This is a genomic window from Limnochordia bacterium (assembly GCA_023230925.1).
In the GTDB taxonomy this organism is placed as follows: domain Bacteria; phylum Bacillota; class Limnochordia; order DUMW01; family DUMW01; genus JALNWK01.
Genome location: JALNWK010000057.1, coordinates 1 through 17,815, shown reverse-complemented (window position 1 = coordinate 17,815; position 17,815 = coordinate 1). Strand labels below are relative to the sequence as shown.

At 47.1% G+C, this 17,815-nt stretch carries 12 protein-coding genes and 1 pseudogene; 5 read left to right on the top strand and 8 right to left on the bottom strand.

Annotated elements, in window-relative coordinates; translation table 11 throughout:
- The first annotated feature begins 117 nt into the window (after positions 1-117).
- From M0Q40_10870 to M0Q40_10860, 3 genes and pseudogenes are all read left to right on the top strand, one after another.
- Positions 118-462, top strand: a pseudogene (locus M0Q40_10870) (sugar phosphate isomerase/epimerase).
- 18 nt (positions 463-480) lie between these two features.
- On the top strand, positions 481-1,506 hold the full coding sequence (locus M0Q40_10865) for a Gfo/Idh/MocA family oxidoreductase (protein MCK9223098.1): 1,026 nt from the start codon (positions 481-483) through the stop codon (positions 1,504-1,506).
- A 311-nt stretch (positions 1,507-1,817) separates the two neighbouring features.
- The gene (locus M0Q40_10860; GenBank protein ID MCK9223097.1) at positions 1,818-2,378 is read left to right on the top strand and encodes a manganese efflux pump MntP family protein; all 561 of its coding nucleotides are present in this window, start codon (positions 1,818-1,820) and stop codon (positions 2,376-2,378) included.
- A 629-nt stretch (positions 2,379-3,007) separates the two neighbouring features.
- On the opposite strand, the gene abc-f is transcribed toward M0Q40_10860, so the two are convergent.
- On the bottom strand, positions 3,008-4,621 hold the full coding sequence (gene abc-f, locus M0Q40_10855) for an ABC-F type ribosomal protection protein (GenBank protein MCK9223096.1): 1,614 nt from the start codon (positions 4,619-4,621) through the stop codon (positions 3,008-3,010).
- Between the two features lie 686 nt (positions 4,622-5,307).
- Between abc-f and M0Q40_10850 the strand changes: the two genes are divergently transcribed.
- Positions 5,308-5,979 (top strand): phosphoribosylaminoimidazolesuccinocarboxamide synthase, encoded by a 672-nt coding sequence (locus M0Q40_10850; GenBank protein MCK9223095.1) that lies wholly within the window; start codon positions 5,308-5,310, stop codon positions 5,977-5,979.
- Positions 5,980-5,996: 17 nt separating this feature from the next.
- Here the strand turns inward: M0Q40_10850 and M0Q40_10845 are convergent, their stop codons facing one another.
- The 6 genes from M0Q40_10845 to M0Q40_10820 all read right to left on the bottom strand — a co-directional run bounded on the left by M0Q40_10845 (position 5,997) and on the right by M0Q40_10820 (position 14,915).
- On the bottom strand, positions 5,997-7,070 hold the full coding sequence (locus tag M0Q40_10845; GenBank protein MCK9223094.1) for an ABC transporter substrate-binding protein: 1,074 nt from the start codon (positions 7,068-7,070) through the stop codon (positions 5,997-5,999).
- Entirely contained in the window at positions 7,067-7,870 is an 804-nt protein-coding gene (locus M0Q40_10840; GenBank protein MCK9223093.1) for an ABC transporter permease, read from the bottom strand. Before M0Q40_10840 ends, M0Q40_10845 begins: the two co-directional genes overlap by 4 nt.
- Entirely contained in the window at positions 7,863-8,672 is an 810-nt protein-coding gene (locus tag M0Q40_10835; protein ID MCK9223092.1) for an ABC transporter permease, read from the bottom strand. The genes M0Q40_10840 and M0Q40_10835 overlap by 8 nt, the downstream gene beginning before the upstream one ends.
- Positions 8,665-9,768, bottom strand: a complete 1,104-nt coding sequence (locus M0Q40_10830; protein ID MCK9223091.1) for an ABC transporter ATP-binding protein — start codon at positions 9,766-9,768, stop codon at positions 8,665-8,667. The genes M0Q40_10835 and M0Q40_10830 overlap by 8 nt, the downstream gene beginning before the upstream one ends.
- A 604-nt stretch (positions 9,769-10,372) precedes the next feature.
- On the bottom strand, positions 10,373-12,814 hold the full coding sequence (locus M0Q40_10825) for a M60 family metallopeptidase (protein MCK9223090.1): 2,442 nt from the start codon (positions 12,812-12,814) through the stop codon (positions 10,373-10,375).
- Between the two features lie 358 nt (positions 12,815-13,172).
- Positions 13,173-14,915 carry a beta-galactosidase gene (locus M0Q40_10820; GenBank protein ID MCK9223089.1) on the bottom strand — a complete coding sequence of 581 codons (1,743 nt, stop codon included), beginning with the start codon at positions 14,913-14,915 and terminating at the stop codon, positions 13,173-13,175.
- A 695-nt stretch (positions 14,916-15,610) separates the two neighbouring features.
- Between M0Q40_10820 and M0Q40_10815 the strand changes: the two genes are divergently transcribed.
- Entirely contained in the window at positions 15,611-15,790 is a 180-nt protein-coding gene (locus M0Q40_10815; GenBank protein ID MCK9223088.1) for a hypothetical protein, read from the top strand.
- Positions 15,791-16,470: 680 nt separating this feature from the next.
- Here the strand turns inward: M0Q40_10815 and M0Q40_10810 are convergent.
- A complete protein-coding gene (locus tag M0Q40_10810; GenBank protein ID MCK9223087.1) occupies positions 16,471-17,685 on the bottom strand; it encodes an extracellular solute-binding protein in 1,215 nt (404 codons plus the stop codon).
- Positions 17,686-17,815: the final 130 nt, after the last annotated feature.

Sequence of the window (17,815 nt, the reverse complement as noted above, 5' to 3'; positions counted from 1 at the left end):
TAAGATCAAGGTTATAAAACGAGAATCATATGGCTTTCACGATTTAGAATACTTTCAGCTGAAGATCAAGCAAAGATGCAGTGGGAAACAAGAAAAAGGTCAACACTTACGGAGATGAACCAACTGGTTAATCTCGTCGATCCTGTACCCCAGCTCAGGAAATGGGTCCACCGGATCTTCCACGTACACGGAAAGGATGCAACAGTAGCCTGGGACATCATCCGTGAATACGGCATCAATGGACCAAAACAATTCGTTTGGCACCGGACACCAGGTTTTGGGGATTCGAACTGGACAGATCTGATCTCAATTCTGCGCCACGCTAATTATGCGGGTACCATTGACATTGAGGGGTTTCACGATCCTGTCTACAAGGATGAATTGGAGATGACGGGACTAGTACATGCCCTTCATTACTTGAAAGAGTGTCGGGGCGGAGACTTTGTACCAAACCCAGCTTAGCAAAAGGAGGTTAATTCCATGAGTCAATTTCGAGTACTAGTCGTCGGCTGTGGAAACATGTCCCAGAAATGGATCGAATATGCTTTGAGTAGGCAGGACTGCGAAATCGTAGGTCTCGTCGATCTTCGTCTCGAGAATGCCCGTCGTACCCGTTCTCGACACAACCTTGATTGCCAAGTCCATAGCTCTCTTGATTCTGCCATCGCCGAAACAAGTCCGAATCTAGTCTTTGATGTTACAGTTCCTGAAAGTCATCGAGATGTTGTAATAACCGCGTTGCGCTCTGGATGTAACGTTTTCGGTGAAAAGCCGATGGCCACAAATATGGAACAGGCGCGGGAAATGCTGGCCACATCAAAACAAACGGGTAAAACCTATGCAGTCATGCAAAACCGACGCTATTTGAAGAACATCAGGGCTTTTAGAAATATCGTAGACAGCGATATCATTGGCCATCCGAGTTTCCTGACCGCAGATTTCTTCCTGGCACCTCATTTCGGAGGCTTTCGTGAATCAATGGATAGTCCATTGATGTTAGATATGGCTATCCATACCTTTGATCAAGCCCGTTTTGTTATCGGGTCTGACCCCATTTCGGTATACTGCCATGAATTCAATCCCCATGGTTCCTGGTACAAAGGTGATGCTGCAGCAGTCTGTACCTTTGAATTTGATAATGGCGTTGTTTTCTCGTACCGTGGTTGCTGGTGTGCCCAAGGATACCCGACATCTTGGGAATCATCTTGGAGACTTGTTGGATCTAGGGGGACCGCAATATGGGATGGGGAGCGCCTACCTACTGCTGAAGTCGTGATCCCTACGGATAAGAAACAGTTTCTCATGAACTATGAACAAGTTGAAGTACCTGCAACGTGGGAAGGAAGCGAAGGACACTTCGGTTGTCTAGACGCCATGTTTGCAGCATTAATTGCCGGCACACCACCCGAAACAGATTGCACAGACAATATCAAAAGTATGGCCATGCTGTTTGGTGCTTTGGAGAGCTCCCGTAGCAAACAGGTAGTAGACTTGCTTAACCTATAGCCTCCATTGAAGCTCTGCTTGGACTAGTTATATACTGGCGGTGTACAGTCTACTTCCGAGTAAAATGTACATCGCCAGCGATTTTAAATTGGCAACGGTGCTCGTGAGCATTTTACTTAACGTAAGAGGTATTATCCGGAGCCACTTGAACTGATTCAAGCCGGAGCGAAAACCGCCGCGCTCACCGGAATCATGAGGTCGGTGACGCTTGACCCTTATTCTGTGATATAATATCCAATATATGTATGATAATACTAGTGAGGACCGACGGAGGACTTCTTGGTCTTCTGGCATGTTGGAGGAACTAGGAAATGGGACTACTTGAGTTGTTTATTATTGCTGTTGCACTATCCATGGATGCTTTCGCTGTGGCGATCTGCAAAGGACTGTCAATGCAAACAATGAACTATAGACACGGGGTTTTGACAGGTCTCTTCTTTGGTGGTTTTCAAGCCTTGATGCCACTTTTCGGCTACCTACTTGGCACACAGTTCCATAGCTATATCACGTCCGTTGACCACTGGATCGCCTTCGTCTTGCTTTCCCTTATTGGGATCAATATGATTAGTGAATCCAAGAAACCCTATGAAAAACTGGATGCATCCTTTAATTTTAAGAACATGATCATCCTGTCCCTTGCAACCAGTATCGATGCCTTAGCTGTTGGGATCACCTTTGCATTCCTTAACGTCAACATAGTACCAGCAGTCCTACTGATTGGTGTAATAACCTTCTTGTTCTCCCTTCTAGGGGTCAAAATCGGGACTGTATTTGGTTCCAAGTACAAATCAAAAGCCGAGCTAACGGGTGGCGCCATCTTAATCGGAATGGGTATTAGAATACTACTTAGTCACCTTGGCATTCTGGGGTAGATAGACTGATTAAGATAAGGTAATAGTAGTTATGGAGAAGCAAACCCACGGATGTTCCTTTAGCAAAGACTGGTTTGCAGTCCCGCAGGAGGAGCCTCGACCTTATGAATAGAACTTAACTCTGCCCCTGTTAAGCACGTCCTGGGGTCTTTTGTGAGCCTTACCCACATCCCCGACTTAGCATGTGCTGCGGTCAACTACTATAGCGAGCTGACCACAGCATCCATACGGTAGACACCGTGTACCGGTTACGCTCGGTATTGTGCTGCTACACCCGTTATAGACGTGCTTCCAGACAATAACAGCACAGTTCTTAATTAAGGTACGGACGACTAATCAAGCCTAGTCGTCCGCATGTGATCATACTCTGCTCTACTGCTTCCATGCGTCGAACAGTCGCTGCGATTGGGAGCTTCCTCGCTATTGCGTCTTTAGGATTGCTTCTTATCTGCACTACATCTGTGATCATGGTAGCAAGCACCCTTTAGCGGAGCCGCGTACAACGGAGCAGATTGCATAACTCCTTCGATGAAAACATTCAGAATATGGATTCGCATCGCAGTCTGTGTTAAACCCCACAACTGCAGAGGGTCGTCCTTACTGTAGGGAAAACAATTCAGGTAAATTGCCTATTCTTGCTCAAGTATAAGACGTTCGTATTCAGCCTCCAGGGCATCCTTATCTGCGCCGGGCTCTTGGAGTTTTGCCACTAGCTCGGCCATTCTCATCTGCCGTACCATCCTTTCCATTTCCCTATCGGTGTCATAGGCCGTTTTTTCTTTACCTAGCATATATTCGTCTATACTTCCTTCGAACTCCTTGATCGTCTGATCTTCGAAGATCAGCAGTTTATCGGCTACTCTATCCACAAATGTCCGATCATGGGACACAAACAAGACCGTACCTTCATAATCACAAAGCACGCTCTCTAGTGCTTCTACAGATCCCATGTCAAGGTAGTTGGTGGGTTCATCTAGAAGTAGAACGTTAGCATCGGATACAAAAAGCTTTGCAAAGGACACCTTTATCTTTTCCCCACCACTTAACATACCAACACTCTTATAGACGTCGTCTCCTTGGATGAGTAACCTTGCTAGTATTGTCCGGGCCACAGTCTCCTTCTGGATTCCGTCCTGCATTACATTTTCAAGCACCGATTTGCCAGGCTCTAGATTCTCAAAATCTTGACGAAAATAGCCAATCCGTGCTTTAGGTACGATAGAAATGCCTTTTGCTCGATTGTTGATCAAGTTCAATAGGGTCGTCTTTCCTGTTCCATTTTCACCCCACAGAGCAGTTTTCGAACCATTGTAGACCCTAAATGAGGCATCACTAAAGAGTCTATTGCGTCCAAAGGCAAAGGACAATCCCTCCGCCGAAATCACCACCTTGTTTCCAGGGGAATCCGTTAAAGAGAAGTCTAGCTTGATCCCGGGAAGCTCCTTGGGTCTTTCTCTAACCTCTAATCGTTCAAGACGGGCCTTTAGACTGCCAACGGCGTTGTGAATTTTTTCCTGTTTCTCACTAGCCTTGGCCTTGTGAAGACGTGCCTCGGAGTTACTCATCCTCCGAGGTGGTCTCTGGGTTCTTTTAGACTTTCTCTGTCTATCCCGTATCGCTCTTTCTAGTTTTCTCTTATCTGACTCATATTTCTCGTATTCCGCCAGAGCAGACTGGATCTCCTTTTCCCTCTGCCCTTGGTAGAAAGAGTAATTCCCATCATAGAACCTTAGCCTGCCCCCTTTAATCTCAACAATCCTGTTGCACAGGCTATCCAATAAGGAGCGGTCGTGACAAATCAGGATAAAGGAATCCACCGTGGCTAGCTTCTGCTGAAAAAGCTCAATACCTCGATAATCAAGGTTAGCTGTAGGTTCGTCGGCCAGTAACAATATGGGGTCTTGACTAAAGGCGTTGGCGATCCTAATCCGTGTTCTCTCACCACCACTGTGTATGTCCTGATCCAATTTGTCAGACAGACGAAATTCACTTAGCGCTTCCGGACTAGCATTGATATCTTCAAGAGAAAACTGACGGATATAGGCCAGGTTGTAGTAATGCTTCACAAATCCCGCATCAGGTACAATTTCCTTCGCCAGTATGTTCATCAGCGTTGTCTTTCCAGAACCATTCTGTCCAACTAAACCTATCTTGTCTCCGGCATGAACCTTGAATTCATCTAGTTTTACGATTCGTCGGTCACCGTAGTACTTTTCTATATTCAAAGCTTCCAAAATAAGCATAAAAAAAGTCTCTCCTCTCACACTAAACATGTGCCGGAAAGACATCACCATGGCAGGTACATAGACAATAAGCACCGCCCATATTTGTAGACAATCTCTAGCCAATCCAGCACAAGAAGGAGGTATCCCATACCCCCGACCAAATCCAACTGATTCTGCTGAATTAGCTAATTCTCATCGCTAGTAGTACCTTGCCCTTTCCTAATTTTATTATATTTTACCCTAAACTTAAGCGAAAATCAATTCCCCGCGAATCACTCACTGATAATCTTACCGAAAAGGTGTTAGACTACCCACAGACCGTCCAAAGGCCTCTTTATTGACGATCTTCATTTCATCGTGTTAGATCACATAGCTTGGAATGTGCCCCAACCCTAAGATAAACAGGCCAATAACCAGTGTATAGACATGGGGATAGTCACCATCCTCCAGCATGATTATCCTCATCTTGGCTGGCTTCGCACAGAACTACTTAGGTGATACCAGTGCCTAGTCCCTATGGGAGGTCTTTATCTCAATAACTTCGGAAATACTAGTCAAGGCCAGGCATTACCCCAAGAAGAACTAAGCGTCAGCGTCCAAACCTAGCTTAATATCTACTTGGCTCCTTAAACCACCTGTGGTAAAATTGGCTTGACCACATATGCGACCCGTGGTGCAGTAATATTCTAAGGGGATGAACACTTTTGCAGAGAACATACGTAGGAAAGACCAAAGACGTCTTTGTTATGGATGACGGCAGAATCATGCTCCATTTCAAAGATGCAGTAACCGGATCCGCTGGTAAGGTGGACTCCGGTGCAAATGAGGTTATCGGAGAAGTTGCAGGTAAAGGACAATCCTCATATCGTCTCACGTTGTACTTTTTCGAGCTCTTGAAAGATGCCGGAATACCGACGCATTTTGTTGGTGTGGGACCCATAGAAAACAGCATGATCGTCGAATCGGCACGTTCTTACGAACTGGAGGTAATCTGTAGGGAGAAAGCCTGGGGTAGTTTTGTACGTCGCTACGGGAAGCATGTAACCGAAGGTACACCGCTACCATCGCTGGTTGAATTTACCATAAAGGACGATGAACGAGGAGACCCACTAATCACCGATGATGCTCTAGTGGCACTGAACATTGTCACTGACGAGGAAGTGCAGTATATGAAGAAGACTGCCCGAACCGTCACCGCCCTACTTAAAAAAGACCTTGCCCGTAAGGGCCTTGAGTTAATCGATATCAAGTACGAGTTTGGTGAGGTCGACGGCCATCCCCTACTTATTGATGAAATATCCGGAGATAGTATGCGGGTGGTCAAGGACGGACAAGTGCTGTTACAAAAGGAATTGGCCGGGGCTATCTTGGATTAATAGCCCCAGCCAGACTGTTACTTCCGATGCATCTTAAATTCAAGGAACAACTCGTTATAGTAGGCGGTCATCCGCCTACTGAGGTTTTCGTATACTTCCAGGGTATCAGTGATCTCAGGGCTAGGATAAAACCTTTCATCCTCTACGATTTCCTCTGGTAGGTAGTCTAATGCCCCTTGATTTGGCGTAGAGTAACCCACATACTCAGTGTTCACAGCGGAAATCTCCGGATCGAGGATGAAGTTAATGAACATATGGGCTGCCTCTACGTTTTTGGCGGTGGTGGGAATCACGATGTTATCAAACCACACATTGGTACCCTCCGTGGGAATGACATAGTCCAATTTCGGGTTTTCGTCAATAATCACAGACGCATCCCCGGACCAGACAACCCCAATCGCCGCTTCCTCATTGGCTAGTAGCATTTTGATCTCATCGCCCACAATGGCTTTCACATTGGGTACCAGTTCAAATAGTCGGCGCTGGGCTTCCTGTAGGTGGTCCACATCGGTATCGTTTAGGGAATAACCTAGGCTGTTCAGGCCAATCCCGATGACCTCCCGGGCACTATCCACTAGGAGGATTTGGTTTCGCAGTGATTCATCCCACAGATCGTTCCAGCTTTCTAGCACACGGCCGCCAAGCATCTCCGAGTTATAGACAATTCCCAACGTACCCCAGAAATACGGGATGGAGTACTCATTGTTCTCATCAAAGGGAAGATCCAAAAACCGCGGATCGATGTACTCCAGGTTAGGAATCTTGTCATGATCCAAGGGAATCAATAGCCCTTGCTCCTTCATTTTGTTAATCGCATAATCCGACGGGATCACGATATCAAAGGCGTTACCCCCATGGGAGATCTTAGTCAGCATCGCCTCATTGGACTCGAAGGTCTCGTAAATCACTTTAACGCCCGACTCCTCTTCAAAGGCAATGATAAGCTCCGGCTCTATATAATCACCCCAGTTGTAGATCGTGAGGATATTGCCACCGGAGTAGCCCTGCATCGAATTAAGACGTGCAGTGATATAGATCAAGACAACAGCCGCGATAAGCACCGTGGCAAACATCTGAACAACCTTCTTCATTTGCTCACCTCCACCTTATTGGGTCTACCCGCCTGCTTACTAATAGCATAGTAACCGATCACCAAAGCTAAGGTAACCAAAAATACCAGTGTAGATAGGGCATTGATCGTCAGGGAGATGCCCCTTCTGGCCATGGAGTAAATCTCCACAGACAGCGTGGAAAAACCACTTCCAGTCACAAAAAAGGTCACCGCAAAATCATCCAGGGAATAGGTCAAGGCCATGAAAAAACCAGCCATGATCCCTGGGGTAATATAGGGGATGACTACCCTGGTCAGAACATCCCGTCGGGTTGCGCCCAAATCTAGGGCAGCATCGATCAACGAGGGACTCATCTCCTGTAATTTGGGTAGAACCATCAAAACCACAATGGGTACACTAAAGGCGATGTGTGCAATGAGGACGGAGGCAAACCCCAGTTGCATGCCAATCATCGCAAACAGAATCAAAAACGATGCACCAATGATCACATCTGGACTGACAATCATCACATTATTTAAGGTCAGGAGAGCGTTACGAAACTCTCTACGCTTCACATTATGAATGGCAATGGCCCCGGCAACACCAATAATTGTGGAGATCGCCGCAGATAACAAGGCAATGGTCAGGGTGTTTAACAGTATCACCAGTAGGCGGGTATCCTGAAATACCTCCCGGTACCAATCCAGGGTGAACTCATCAAAATGATACATGGTACCCCCACTGTTAAATGAGTAATAAGCAAGGTACAAGATAGGTGCATAAAGGATCGCAAACACACACACAAGATAGATCGTAGACAATTTGAACCTCTTACCCACCTGAGCTCACCCGCTTTCTACCTGTTGTAAGCAACATTGTTAGCCCCATGGCGATGATCAAGACGATGGCAAGAGCGGATCCCATCCCCCAATCCTGTGTCACCAAAAAGTGCTGTTCAATGGCAGTTCCTAAGGTAATCACCCGATTTCCTGCAATTAGCCGGGTAATCATAAACAGGGATAACGACGGAATAAATACCGCCTGACATCCCGACTGCACCCCACTAATAGTCAATGGAAAGATCACTTTGCGAAAGGTGGTCCAGGGGGATGCACCTAAGTCATATGCCGCTGCCACCAACGAGGGATCCAACTCCTCTAACGCGCCGAAGATCGGGAGGATCATAAAGGGAATGAAAATATATACCGCCACAAAAATGAAACTAAAGTCTGTAAACAGAATCTGCCTGGCACCAATTCCAATGACTTCTAGAAATGAGTTAACCGGACCATAGGTACCCAAAAGCCCAATGAAGGCATAGGTCTTTAGTAGCAAGTTCATCCAAGAGGGCATCACAATTAACAACAGCCACAGCTGTTTATGCTTGGTTTTAGTAAGCAAGTATGACGTTGGATAAGCAATAAGCAGCGAAAACGCCGTTACCAAAAACGCATACCAAAAGGAGCGAAGGGCCATGCTCAGGTAGATCGGCGAGAAGAACCGCTTATAGTTCTCAATAGTCAATGCCCCTTCGATATCAAATAGGGAGTAGTATCCCACCAGCACAATGGGCACGATCACAAATAAGACGATCCACACAACATAGGGAATTAGATATATATTCCGGGTCCGCTTATCCATGGCGCATCTCCCCGTAGGACTCCAGCCTTCGATCGAATTCGGCCTCAGTCTCACCGATCCGCATCACATGAATATCCTCAGGCCAAAAGTCTAGTCCGATCTCATCCCCTACCGCTGCCTTTTTTGTGGAATGAACAAGCCATTCATTTCCTTCCTCGTCATAGCAGCAGATCTCATAGTGTACACCCCTAAATAGCTGAGAATCTACACGGACTTTCAGTTTTCCAGCATCCTTAGTAGTAAGTTCAAGATCCTCTGGGCGAATGACGATCTCAACCGGTTCATTAGCATGGAAACCTCGGTCCACACATTCAAATTGATGGCCAACAAACCCCACCAAGTAATCTCGAATCATTGTCCCTGCAACAATATTCGATTCCCCAATAAAGTCAGCCACAAACCTGTTTATTGGCTCATCGTAGATATCGGTAGGTGTTCCGCTTTGCTGGATCCGACCATTATTCAACACAAAAATCTCATCAGATAATGCCAAGGCTTCTTCCTGATCATGCGTTACAAATACAAAGGTGATGCCTAGACGACGCTGCAACTCCCTTAGCTCATACTGCATCTCGGAACGAAGTTTTAGATCGAGCGCCGACAACGGTTCATCCAGTAGCAACACTTCAGGCTCATTGACAATAGCCCGAGCGATGGCCACCCGTTGCTGTTGCCCACCAGACAGTCCAGCGATCTCACGGTTCTCAAGCCCCGATAGGTTAACAAAACGTAGCACTTCCTGCACCTTCGTCTTAATCACTTCGTTGCTCATACGTCGCACCCGCAGACCAAAGGCCACGTTTTCAAACACATTAAGATGAGGAAAAAGTGCATAATCCTGAAACACGGTATTTACTTTGCGCTGACGCGGAGAAATCGTCCGAATCTCCTGCCCTTGGAGATAGATCTTACCCTTCGTAGGTTCTGTGAACCCTGCAATCAGACGGATGATTGTGGTTTTGCCACAACCAGAAGGACCAAGCAACGTATAAAACTTGCCCCTCTCCAGCTCAAAACTGACATCCTCCAACACGGCGGGATCGTCATCATACTGCTTGGTGACATTTTCAAAGCGGACAATTACATTCTCAGCTATCGCTGTCGCCCCCCAACTAGAAATAATGTATTTTCCCTGTTCCTAGTTCTTCCCGCATTTTGCTTGTCCGGTAATTCATCGGGTTGCGAGCCATCAGGGATCACCGAAGTCTCTCGGTTACGATAAACTATTATACAGCATAACCGCTAGACTGCAATACATGAAATTGAAAGTGTGCCTCTCACTTCTTCCCGAGCCCTCTACTATTTTGTTTACCGCCCAATCGGAGTGCACCGGCATACATTTTCATCCTCACCGTACCGGAGTTCCCGGCCGGGCAAATGATCTAAATCATAGTCCTTTGGGTCTGGAACATAATAAGGAAGAGCCTCCTCGCCAACTGAATATGTTCCTGTAGTCTTCGATCAAGTCTGGACTACCTTTACTTTGGGCCACAGCATATAACCAACACCTCCTCACACATCTGCGACCAGCACAATACGTTAGTCTGACTTAGTTCCAGTATACCAGAATTACCTAGAATAAGGGCACAGTTATCTACATCGCGCCGTCAACCCTAACCGAGGATACGGAAAAACCCACCCAGAATGGCACGCATCCTGAGTGGGTTCACGAGAAATTAGGTTATCTCTAATCGCCCGTCCTAGTAAGGAAGCAGCTGTAAACTAGCTGGGTTGCTTACACCAGCTAGATATACATGACCAAGCTGAAGGTCTCCTGGAGGAATGCTACGACCCGTAAACATAACCCGTAACAGCTGTGCACCGATGTCCTTCGGGGCAAGACCATTCAGGTCCATTTTCACCCATGAAAAATCAAGGGAGCCCTCCGGGTAGACTACGTGGATCTCGTAGGGCACCTCGATCCAAGACACTCCGTCCGAGGAAACCTCAACAATTACATCATCCCTGATTTCTGTTTCCTTAGCATAGATCGTCAGTACATATTGATAGAGGTTAGGTATTCGCCATGTCAGCGGCTCCACACTGGCTTGGCCCCGCATAATCCGATCCCCATCACCGAAAAACAGCTCCGCATCATCACTCGCGTATACCCATCCTTTGGGTTCTCCCACAGTTTTGAGGGAGTCCCTGATACCGAACCAGCCAAGGGCCTTGGGTGGAAGGATCTCATCCTCCAGTACCTCCCAGTTCTTGATTACTACTCGCTCTGTTAGTTCGGATGTAACCCCGCCCCTTGTCTTAGCACTGATAATCAAATCATACGCGCCATCTTCAAATCGAAGAGTGTTTATGGAATAACTCAATGGTAGCAACGTGGCTGAAAACAGAGTATCCTCCAAGGAAGAATCCGCAGGGGGTTCTGATTCATCAAGCCTGACAACAACTCGCTTTAACCGTCCACTTACATCAATGAAATCATCAGCAGGAATCACAGGTTCAACTTCAACGGTGATTCCACCGCTTAAGCGTTTTGCTTCCTGTTCCGCTCCCCGAGGCGCCACCAAATCGAAGTGTTCCACCTTGAAACTAGTTGTATATGTGTAGCGTCTATCCCGATCATCGCTTACCACCACTGAAATGCTTCGATTGCCCTGTTCAAACTCAGATGGTCTGAGCACCAGATCAGTGGGAACACTTTCTCCTTGATAGACGATTTTCCCATCAACAGCAACCTCGACACCTGCTACAAGTATATCCGGTGCCTCAACCCGAATCGGGGTCGCGTCGGTGAGCGTCGCTCCAGCTAATGAGCCTAAGGAACCCAAAACATCTTCAGCCCGTAGGTAGACCGGAGGAAAAACATAGCCTGCATCGGTCAACCGCCAGATCGGCTCTGTCAGATCCGGCAGCTGAGAGATCCGCTTCTTAGTTTCCCGTGTGGGAGAAAGTCCCCACATCTCAAAGAAAGGTGTCAGGTTACAGTTTGCCACTTCTGAAGCACTGATAATGAATTGCTGTATTTTCTCATTATCGGTTTTTGGTTGCTCAGCCTCCGGTACTTCCCGATAGACCCGATGCAACATTGGGTAAAATTCTTCCCCAAAGGCTAAATCCAGCTGCCAGAACATAACCAGCTTCACAAATACATCGTCAATCCCATTGTAATTCCTGTATGGTTGGTTGAAATACGCAAAGGCACTCTCATATCGCCCTTCTTTCTCCAACCTGCTGTTATTGCCAAAATGCCGTTCAACACTAAGTGAGTATATGTTAACGGTTACTTCCCCTAAACCGTCCCATCTCCAGGGATGCTGCTGATAGGTATGCCCAAATTCATGCCAAGGGCCCCAGCCATTTTTCGTAAAGTGGTGGGTATTGAGGATGGTTTTTAGAGCATCGGAATTGTATCCTGTATGGTTGGTGAACATATACATATATGTCCCCGGAGAGTTATTCTCTCGCATATGTTGACGGTACTGACTTGGCCTGTGCAGGGGATCCACGCTACAATCATCTAGCCCCGAAACCCGGTTTTCCACTTCTATGGCCTCATCAATATACTTAAGCAACTGAACCGGGTCATCGATGTCTTTAGCCGTATCATAGCTAGCAGTAATAAAGACCCGCTCACCAACCAGTTCAATCGCAGGTATATCCTTGTACTTGACAAGCATTTCCCGCCAGTTTTCGATACTGTGTTCCCCTAAGACGAAGTAAGTAAACCGATAACCGCCTTCGATGGTAACCTTCGGGGGATTACTTGTTTTTGGACTCTCGTTGATCAGGTGTACAACTCCGCCTCCGGGAACAGAGATCACATTTCTTCCTTTCTTTAGCTGAATCCCGTCTTTGTTGCCGTCCACGTAATGACTAAGAATAGGATCTGATATGACCACCTGAGGATAAGTCTTCTGATCCGTATCGCTTACGGTGATCACGAGTGGTTCGTCCGGTTTCTTGTATACCCCGGTAGGCAAATACCTACTTGCCCCACCAAATAGCTTCGTCTGCCGATCCTCGCCAATAATCCCCCTTTGGTCTAGCGTAATTGTGACCTCACAAGGGGCATCTTCTAGTATAGGAGCATCTCCATATACAACCTCTTTAGCATTCACAAAAGGTCCGAACGTCAACAACAATCCACACAACATCAGTGTTAGGCAAATCCTTCTGTAATGCATTGGTAACCCCCTTGACTTAGTAATTTCGAGTAATGGACTGGCCAAACCCTTCGGATATTACCTCTTGGAAAGCAACTTCAGGTCACATGCCCTGATTAAGCCCGTACTGTTTTATGTATACGTCTCGCATACATATCTTCTAATGTAATAATTCGGTACTTAGTGGCTGAATCCTTCTTAAACTACATCTTGCTTATATTCATGGTAACTGTCAGTAAACGTTTCTGCGGATAACAGGCCTTGGCATCGGAGTGGGCAATTCATGGCACAATCTAAGTATGTACTTTCATCTGGAAGGACGTTCGCTTCGGACAGTACCCATGTTGGCCCTACCTTAGGGCCAACATGGAGCTAAACCTTACCCTAAGTCAGGTTGATCCCTAAACTCCACAACGGGAGCTGCCATACCATGGAGTTCAAAAACAATGACTTCGTTGGTGCCCTTCTTAAGAATGGGACCTGGCACGTAAAGGGTCCTCTGCGGCCCTCTATTCCAGTACCTGCCCAAGTTAAACCCGTTAATAAAGCAAACACCCTTCGTCCAACCATCCAATGCTAGAAATGTATCCTGAGGTTCATCAACGCTAAACTGACCCCGGTAAAAGGCTGGGCCTGCCTGGCACATCCCCTGATCAAAGGATAGTCTGGAGAGATCGTCTAGGGGCAAGGGAAACATGGTCCAGTCAAAGAGGAACTGGTAACCTAAAAGCACGCCTTCGGTGATGCCTTTGCGGTCCAGTAGGTATCTTCCGTAGTTGACTCGTCCCATATTTTCCACCAGAAGATCTAGCGTAGCCCCCTCCCTGGGAATAGCCACGGATACCTTTTTCTCCTTGTTCCACCGTTCTAGGGTACCAACGGAAGCGCCATTGAGGAAAACCTGGGCCCGATCCCGGAGTTCTTGGACTATCACATCCATCCGGGGTCTGGGTCCGGTCACATGGGTGCGGTAAAGAATGAACCCATAGTTCTGACCAACCTCCTCCATGGGAAGTGGGACAGTACCGGATACCGGTTCGCTAAGTCTGTCCAAAGACGGGAACAGCCCAACGGACTCCTCAAGCCTCACCTCTCCTAACGCAAGCTTCGGAGCCACTTCAGGAAACTCTATTTTTGGCAGCTTTGTGTACTTCCCGACGACCTCCCTAAAGGCCCAATACTTTGGCGTAAGATCCCCTGCCTCACTTAAGGGTGCATCATAGTCATAGCTGGTTATTGTTGGCTCATAGCCGTTTCCATGGTTAGCTCCATTAAGAAAGCCGAAGTTTGTACCACCATGGAACATAAAGACATTGACCGACGCTCCCATTTTTAGCATTGTATCTAGCTCCTGGGCAGCATCTTCGGCACTTCTAGTCTTATGCTCTTCACCCCAATGGTCAAACCAACCGTTCCAGAATTCACCGCACATTAAGGGGCCCTCGGGCTGGTATTCCCGAAGCTTCCGAAAGGCTTCTTCGGTCCTGGAACCAAAGTTGGCGATCTTCAGAACATCTGGTAAGGTTCCCCCCTGAAGCATGGCATCGGACGGTCCATCGGATGTAAATAAGAGAACATCCACACCCCTAGCACGCATTCCATCCTTGAGATACCTTAGATACCCTGCATCATTTCCAAAACTGCCATATTCGTTTTCCACTTGCATAGCAATAATGGGTCCACCTTGGGAATACTGAAGGGGAACCAATCTCGGCAATAAAGCATCAAAGAACCTATCTACAGCTTTGAGATACGGCTCGTACTTACATCTGACCCTCATCTTCGGATCTGCCAGCAACCAGGCCGGTAGGCCACCAAACTCCCATTCAGCACAGATATACGGTCCTGGACGTACGATTACGTAAAGCCCTAGTTCTCCAGCTTCTTTGACAAACTGTTCAATGTCCAGACCACCTTCGAAGCAAAATTGACCTGGTTGTGGCTCATGTAGGTTCCATGACACGTAAGTTTCAACAGTATTGAAACCACAGGCTTTCAGTTTTAGAAGCCGGTCTTTCCAATACTCAGGCACAACGCGAAAATAATGGATAGCCCCGGATATAATCTGAATCTGCTCTCCATCAACTACGAAATGATCCCCAACTACCTTGAAGTCACCCACATCATTACCTCCTAGTGATCTTATGTATTAAACAAGAACTAAGAAGCTGGCTTCTTCTCCTTGTTCATTGTTCGTTGCCAGTATGGATAACGGGAATACCCTCCCGCCTAGTATAACATTGACTTGCCCCTGCGTCTAACAATCATTACCCCGGTTCAAGTCAAGATTCCGGCTAACGAAGAAGGACATTTATGGACGGATTCCCATTACCGTCGACCTACGGACGACCTGATAGGACTAGTCTTTCGCTGTCCCCCAAACCAATCTACATTGTGGCCTTCGACGCGTTATATTGCACTAATTAAGGCAATAATTCGTTACTGTAGTATACTATGATAACTATTCTTTGTCGTTTCTCATGCCTAAGATGGAGACGGAGAGAGTGTACGGCTGCGACCCTATGAACGGATTGTGCTTTATCTGGATGGACTTGCTCGAGAAGACGGGGCCATGCTCTGGCGGGTACTGACTCGGGCAAAGAACACCTTCACTTGGTAATGCCGAGTTTTACCGTTTCAAATAGAAATAATGATATCTTGTTCGAATCCACGATTTGCAGAAAGGATTCGATACACATAGGTGCATATCTGTGGAATGATCTGGCCTAATCGCCCCTTTACGTTGGTGAGGAGAGGATTATAACGCAGTCGAGCACCGGCAGGTTTCTTCCATCTACTATTACGTTAGTCTTTCATTTGGCCGCGAGAACAGCGGATGTCTATATTGATCATGTTTTGATCAAGGAGAGAGAAGCCTTTGAGAATCTGCCGCCTGCTAGACAACTAGACTATGCTATCAGCCGATATTTCCATGGGGCCGGTCATTCAGGAGATGTCTACTGGGAGAGTGTGCGAGTTGCCAAAATAGAACGATAACCACGGGTGAGTAAGAGTGAGCACTGACGGGCTACACTTTTCAGTCGAAGGGTGTAGCCTTTGAGGCGAGGTTCATACATCTGTCCGCGGCAAACGAAGAAACAAGCGTAGTGGTCTTTACTAGAAGTCTCCCTGCTGAACAACTTCTCTAGATCTGGTTCTACAGTCTGCTATACCCCCGGGATACCCGTCCTGCCGGGACAACGAACAACATATATGTTAGTTATAGACTAAGCAAGCATCAGATGTTTCCGGTCTACGAAGTCAGTTCATATCCGGGGTTTGGGGAAGTCATGAAGATACTGTCTCCATAGTCTTTAAGGATGAGCCCACTTCGCAATGTAGTCGCTTCTCAACTTCCCAGGATATTGGTATCTGCATGGAATTCCCAGAGAACATCCTTCTTTGTGTTTTGCCGAAGTAGAAAGTCATCTCGTGCTTCCTAATAACCTCGATGCTACTCAATCCTGTTGCCCACTCCTCCATTTTTTCTCGGTTTAGTAGTGCTGAAGTCCATGATACAAGGACGGAAGGCCATTAACAACCAAACCTCTTGTTCCAGCCAAAATGCTCTTCTTTCCGGGAAGGGCCCGTCTGAATACGGACCCCTCCATCGTTGGATCTGGATTCCAACATCATAGAAACTAACCAGACAGACTTACCAATCTAAGCCATGTAACTTATTCAAGCACAGGATTGATCAAACGCACGGCCTCAGATAGCGCGTTTCGAGCATTAGTCTCCCCTGTGACAGTGTTCCAGAAGGCATCCTGCATAATCTGTTCAATTTCACTGTAGCGAGGGTGAGGGGTCCGGGCTTTAGCAGTAAGCAATTGCTCTAGATAAACCGGATAGTAGTCACTTGCCTGGAATTCAGGAATATCCACAGCTGAACGAATCACTGGAACCTGTCCGTTGGCCGCCATAATGCCTTGGGCTTCTTCCGAGAGCATAAAACAAATGAACTTCCACGCCTCATCCTTGGATTTTGAGCCACTGGTTAGGGCGATGTTCTCCCCCCCAACTACAGAGCAAGACACACCACCGCGACCAACTGGCATCACCGTATACCCGGCCTTGAAATTCGGGTTTTCCTCCTCCAGCCATCGCGCAAACCAAGGGCCATCTTGTCTTGCGGCAACCTTACCGTTCACAAAACTTCCCCACTGATCAAAACCCTCACCGAATATGTTAGGTGCTAGAAGCCCCTCAAGGGCCCATTCGCTAATCATAGTCAGTGCCTCTACCGTCGCCCCTCCATCAAGATATCCCGATGCAGTTGTTATCTCGGGGTCGGTCACATCACCACCATTGCTCCAAATCCATGAAAGTAAGTACCATGCCCATGGACCACCCATATCGTATCCGTAGCGGGTGACAACTCCTCCATCCCGTTGCGTCATGCGCCGGGAAACAGTTTCAAAATCCGCAAAGGTCTGCGGGGGTGTCACTCCTGCGGCCTCGAACGCATGCACATCATAGATGTAGATCTGTGTGTTTGTTGTTAGAGGTAACCCATAGTACTTGCCATCGAGGTAATTTGTAGAAAGAGGACCGGGGTAGACCTCATCCAGAATAACTTGAAACCCAGCGTAATGGTCAAGGGGCTCCAACAAACCAGCCGCGGCAAAACTTGGGCTCCAAATAATGTCCATACGAATCACATCGGGACCACTTCCAATGGCAGCTGTAGCCACGATCTTATCCCGCAGTTCATCATACCCTAAACGTACTGCTTCAACCCTAATACCAGGATTGGCTGCTTCAAATAAGGGAATTAGCTGCTCTTCTAGCACCACAGTCTCAAGCTCACTATATCCGTGCCAAAACGAAATCGTCGTCTGACCACCAACAGCACATGCATAGCACAAGACCACTACGACAACAGCTGACAAAGATATGAGAGCTATTTGCGATGTGCTTGGTTCTGCAGTCTGGCAATTGATTAGTGGGTAAAGAAATGTACGCCAGAAAGCAAATCATGGCCAAACTAGATTGTGGAACATAAAAAGTAAGGTATGGGAG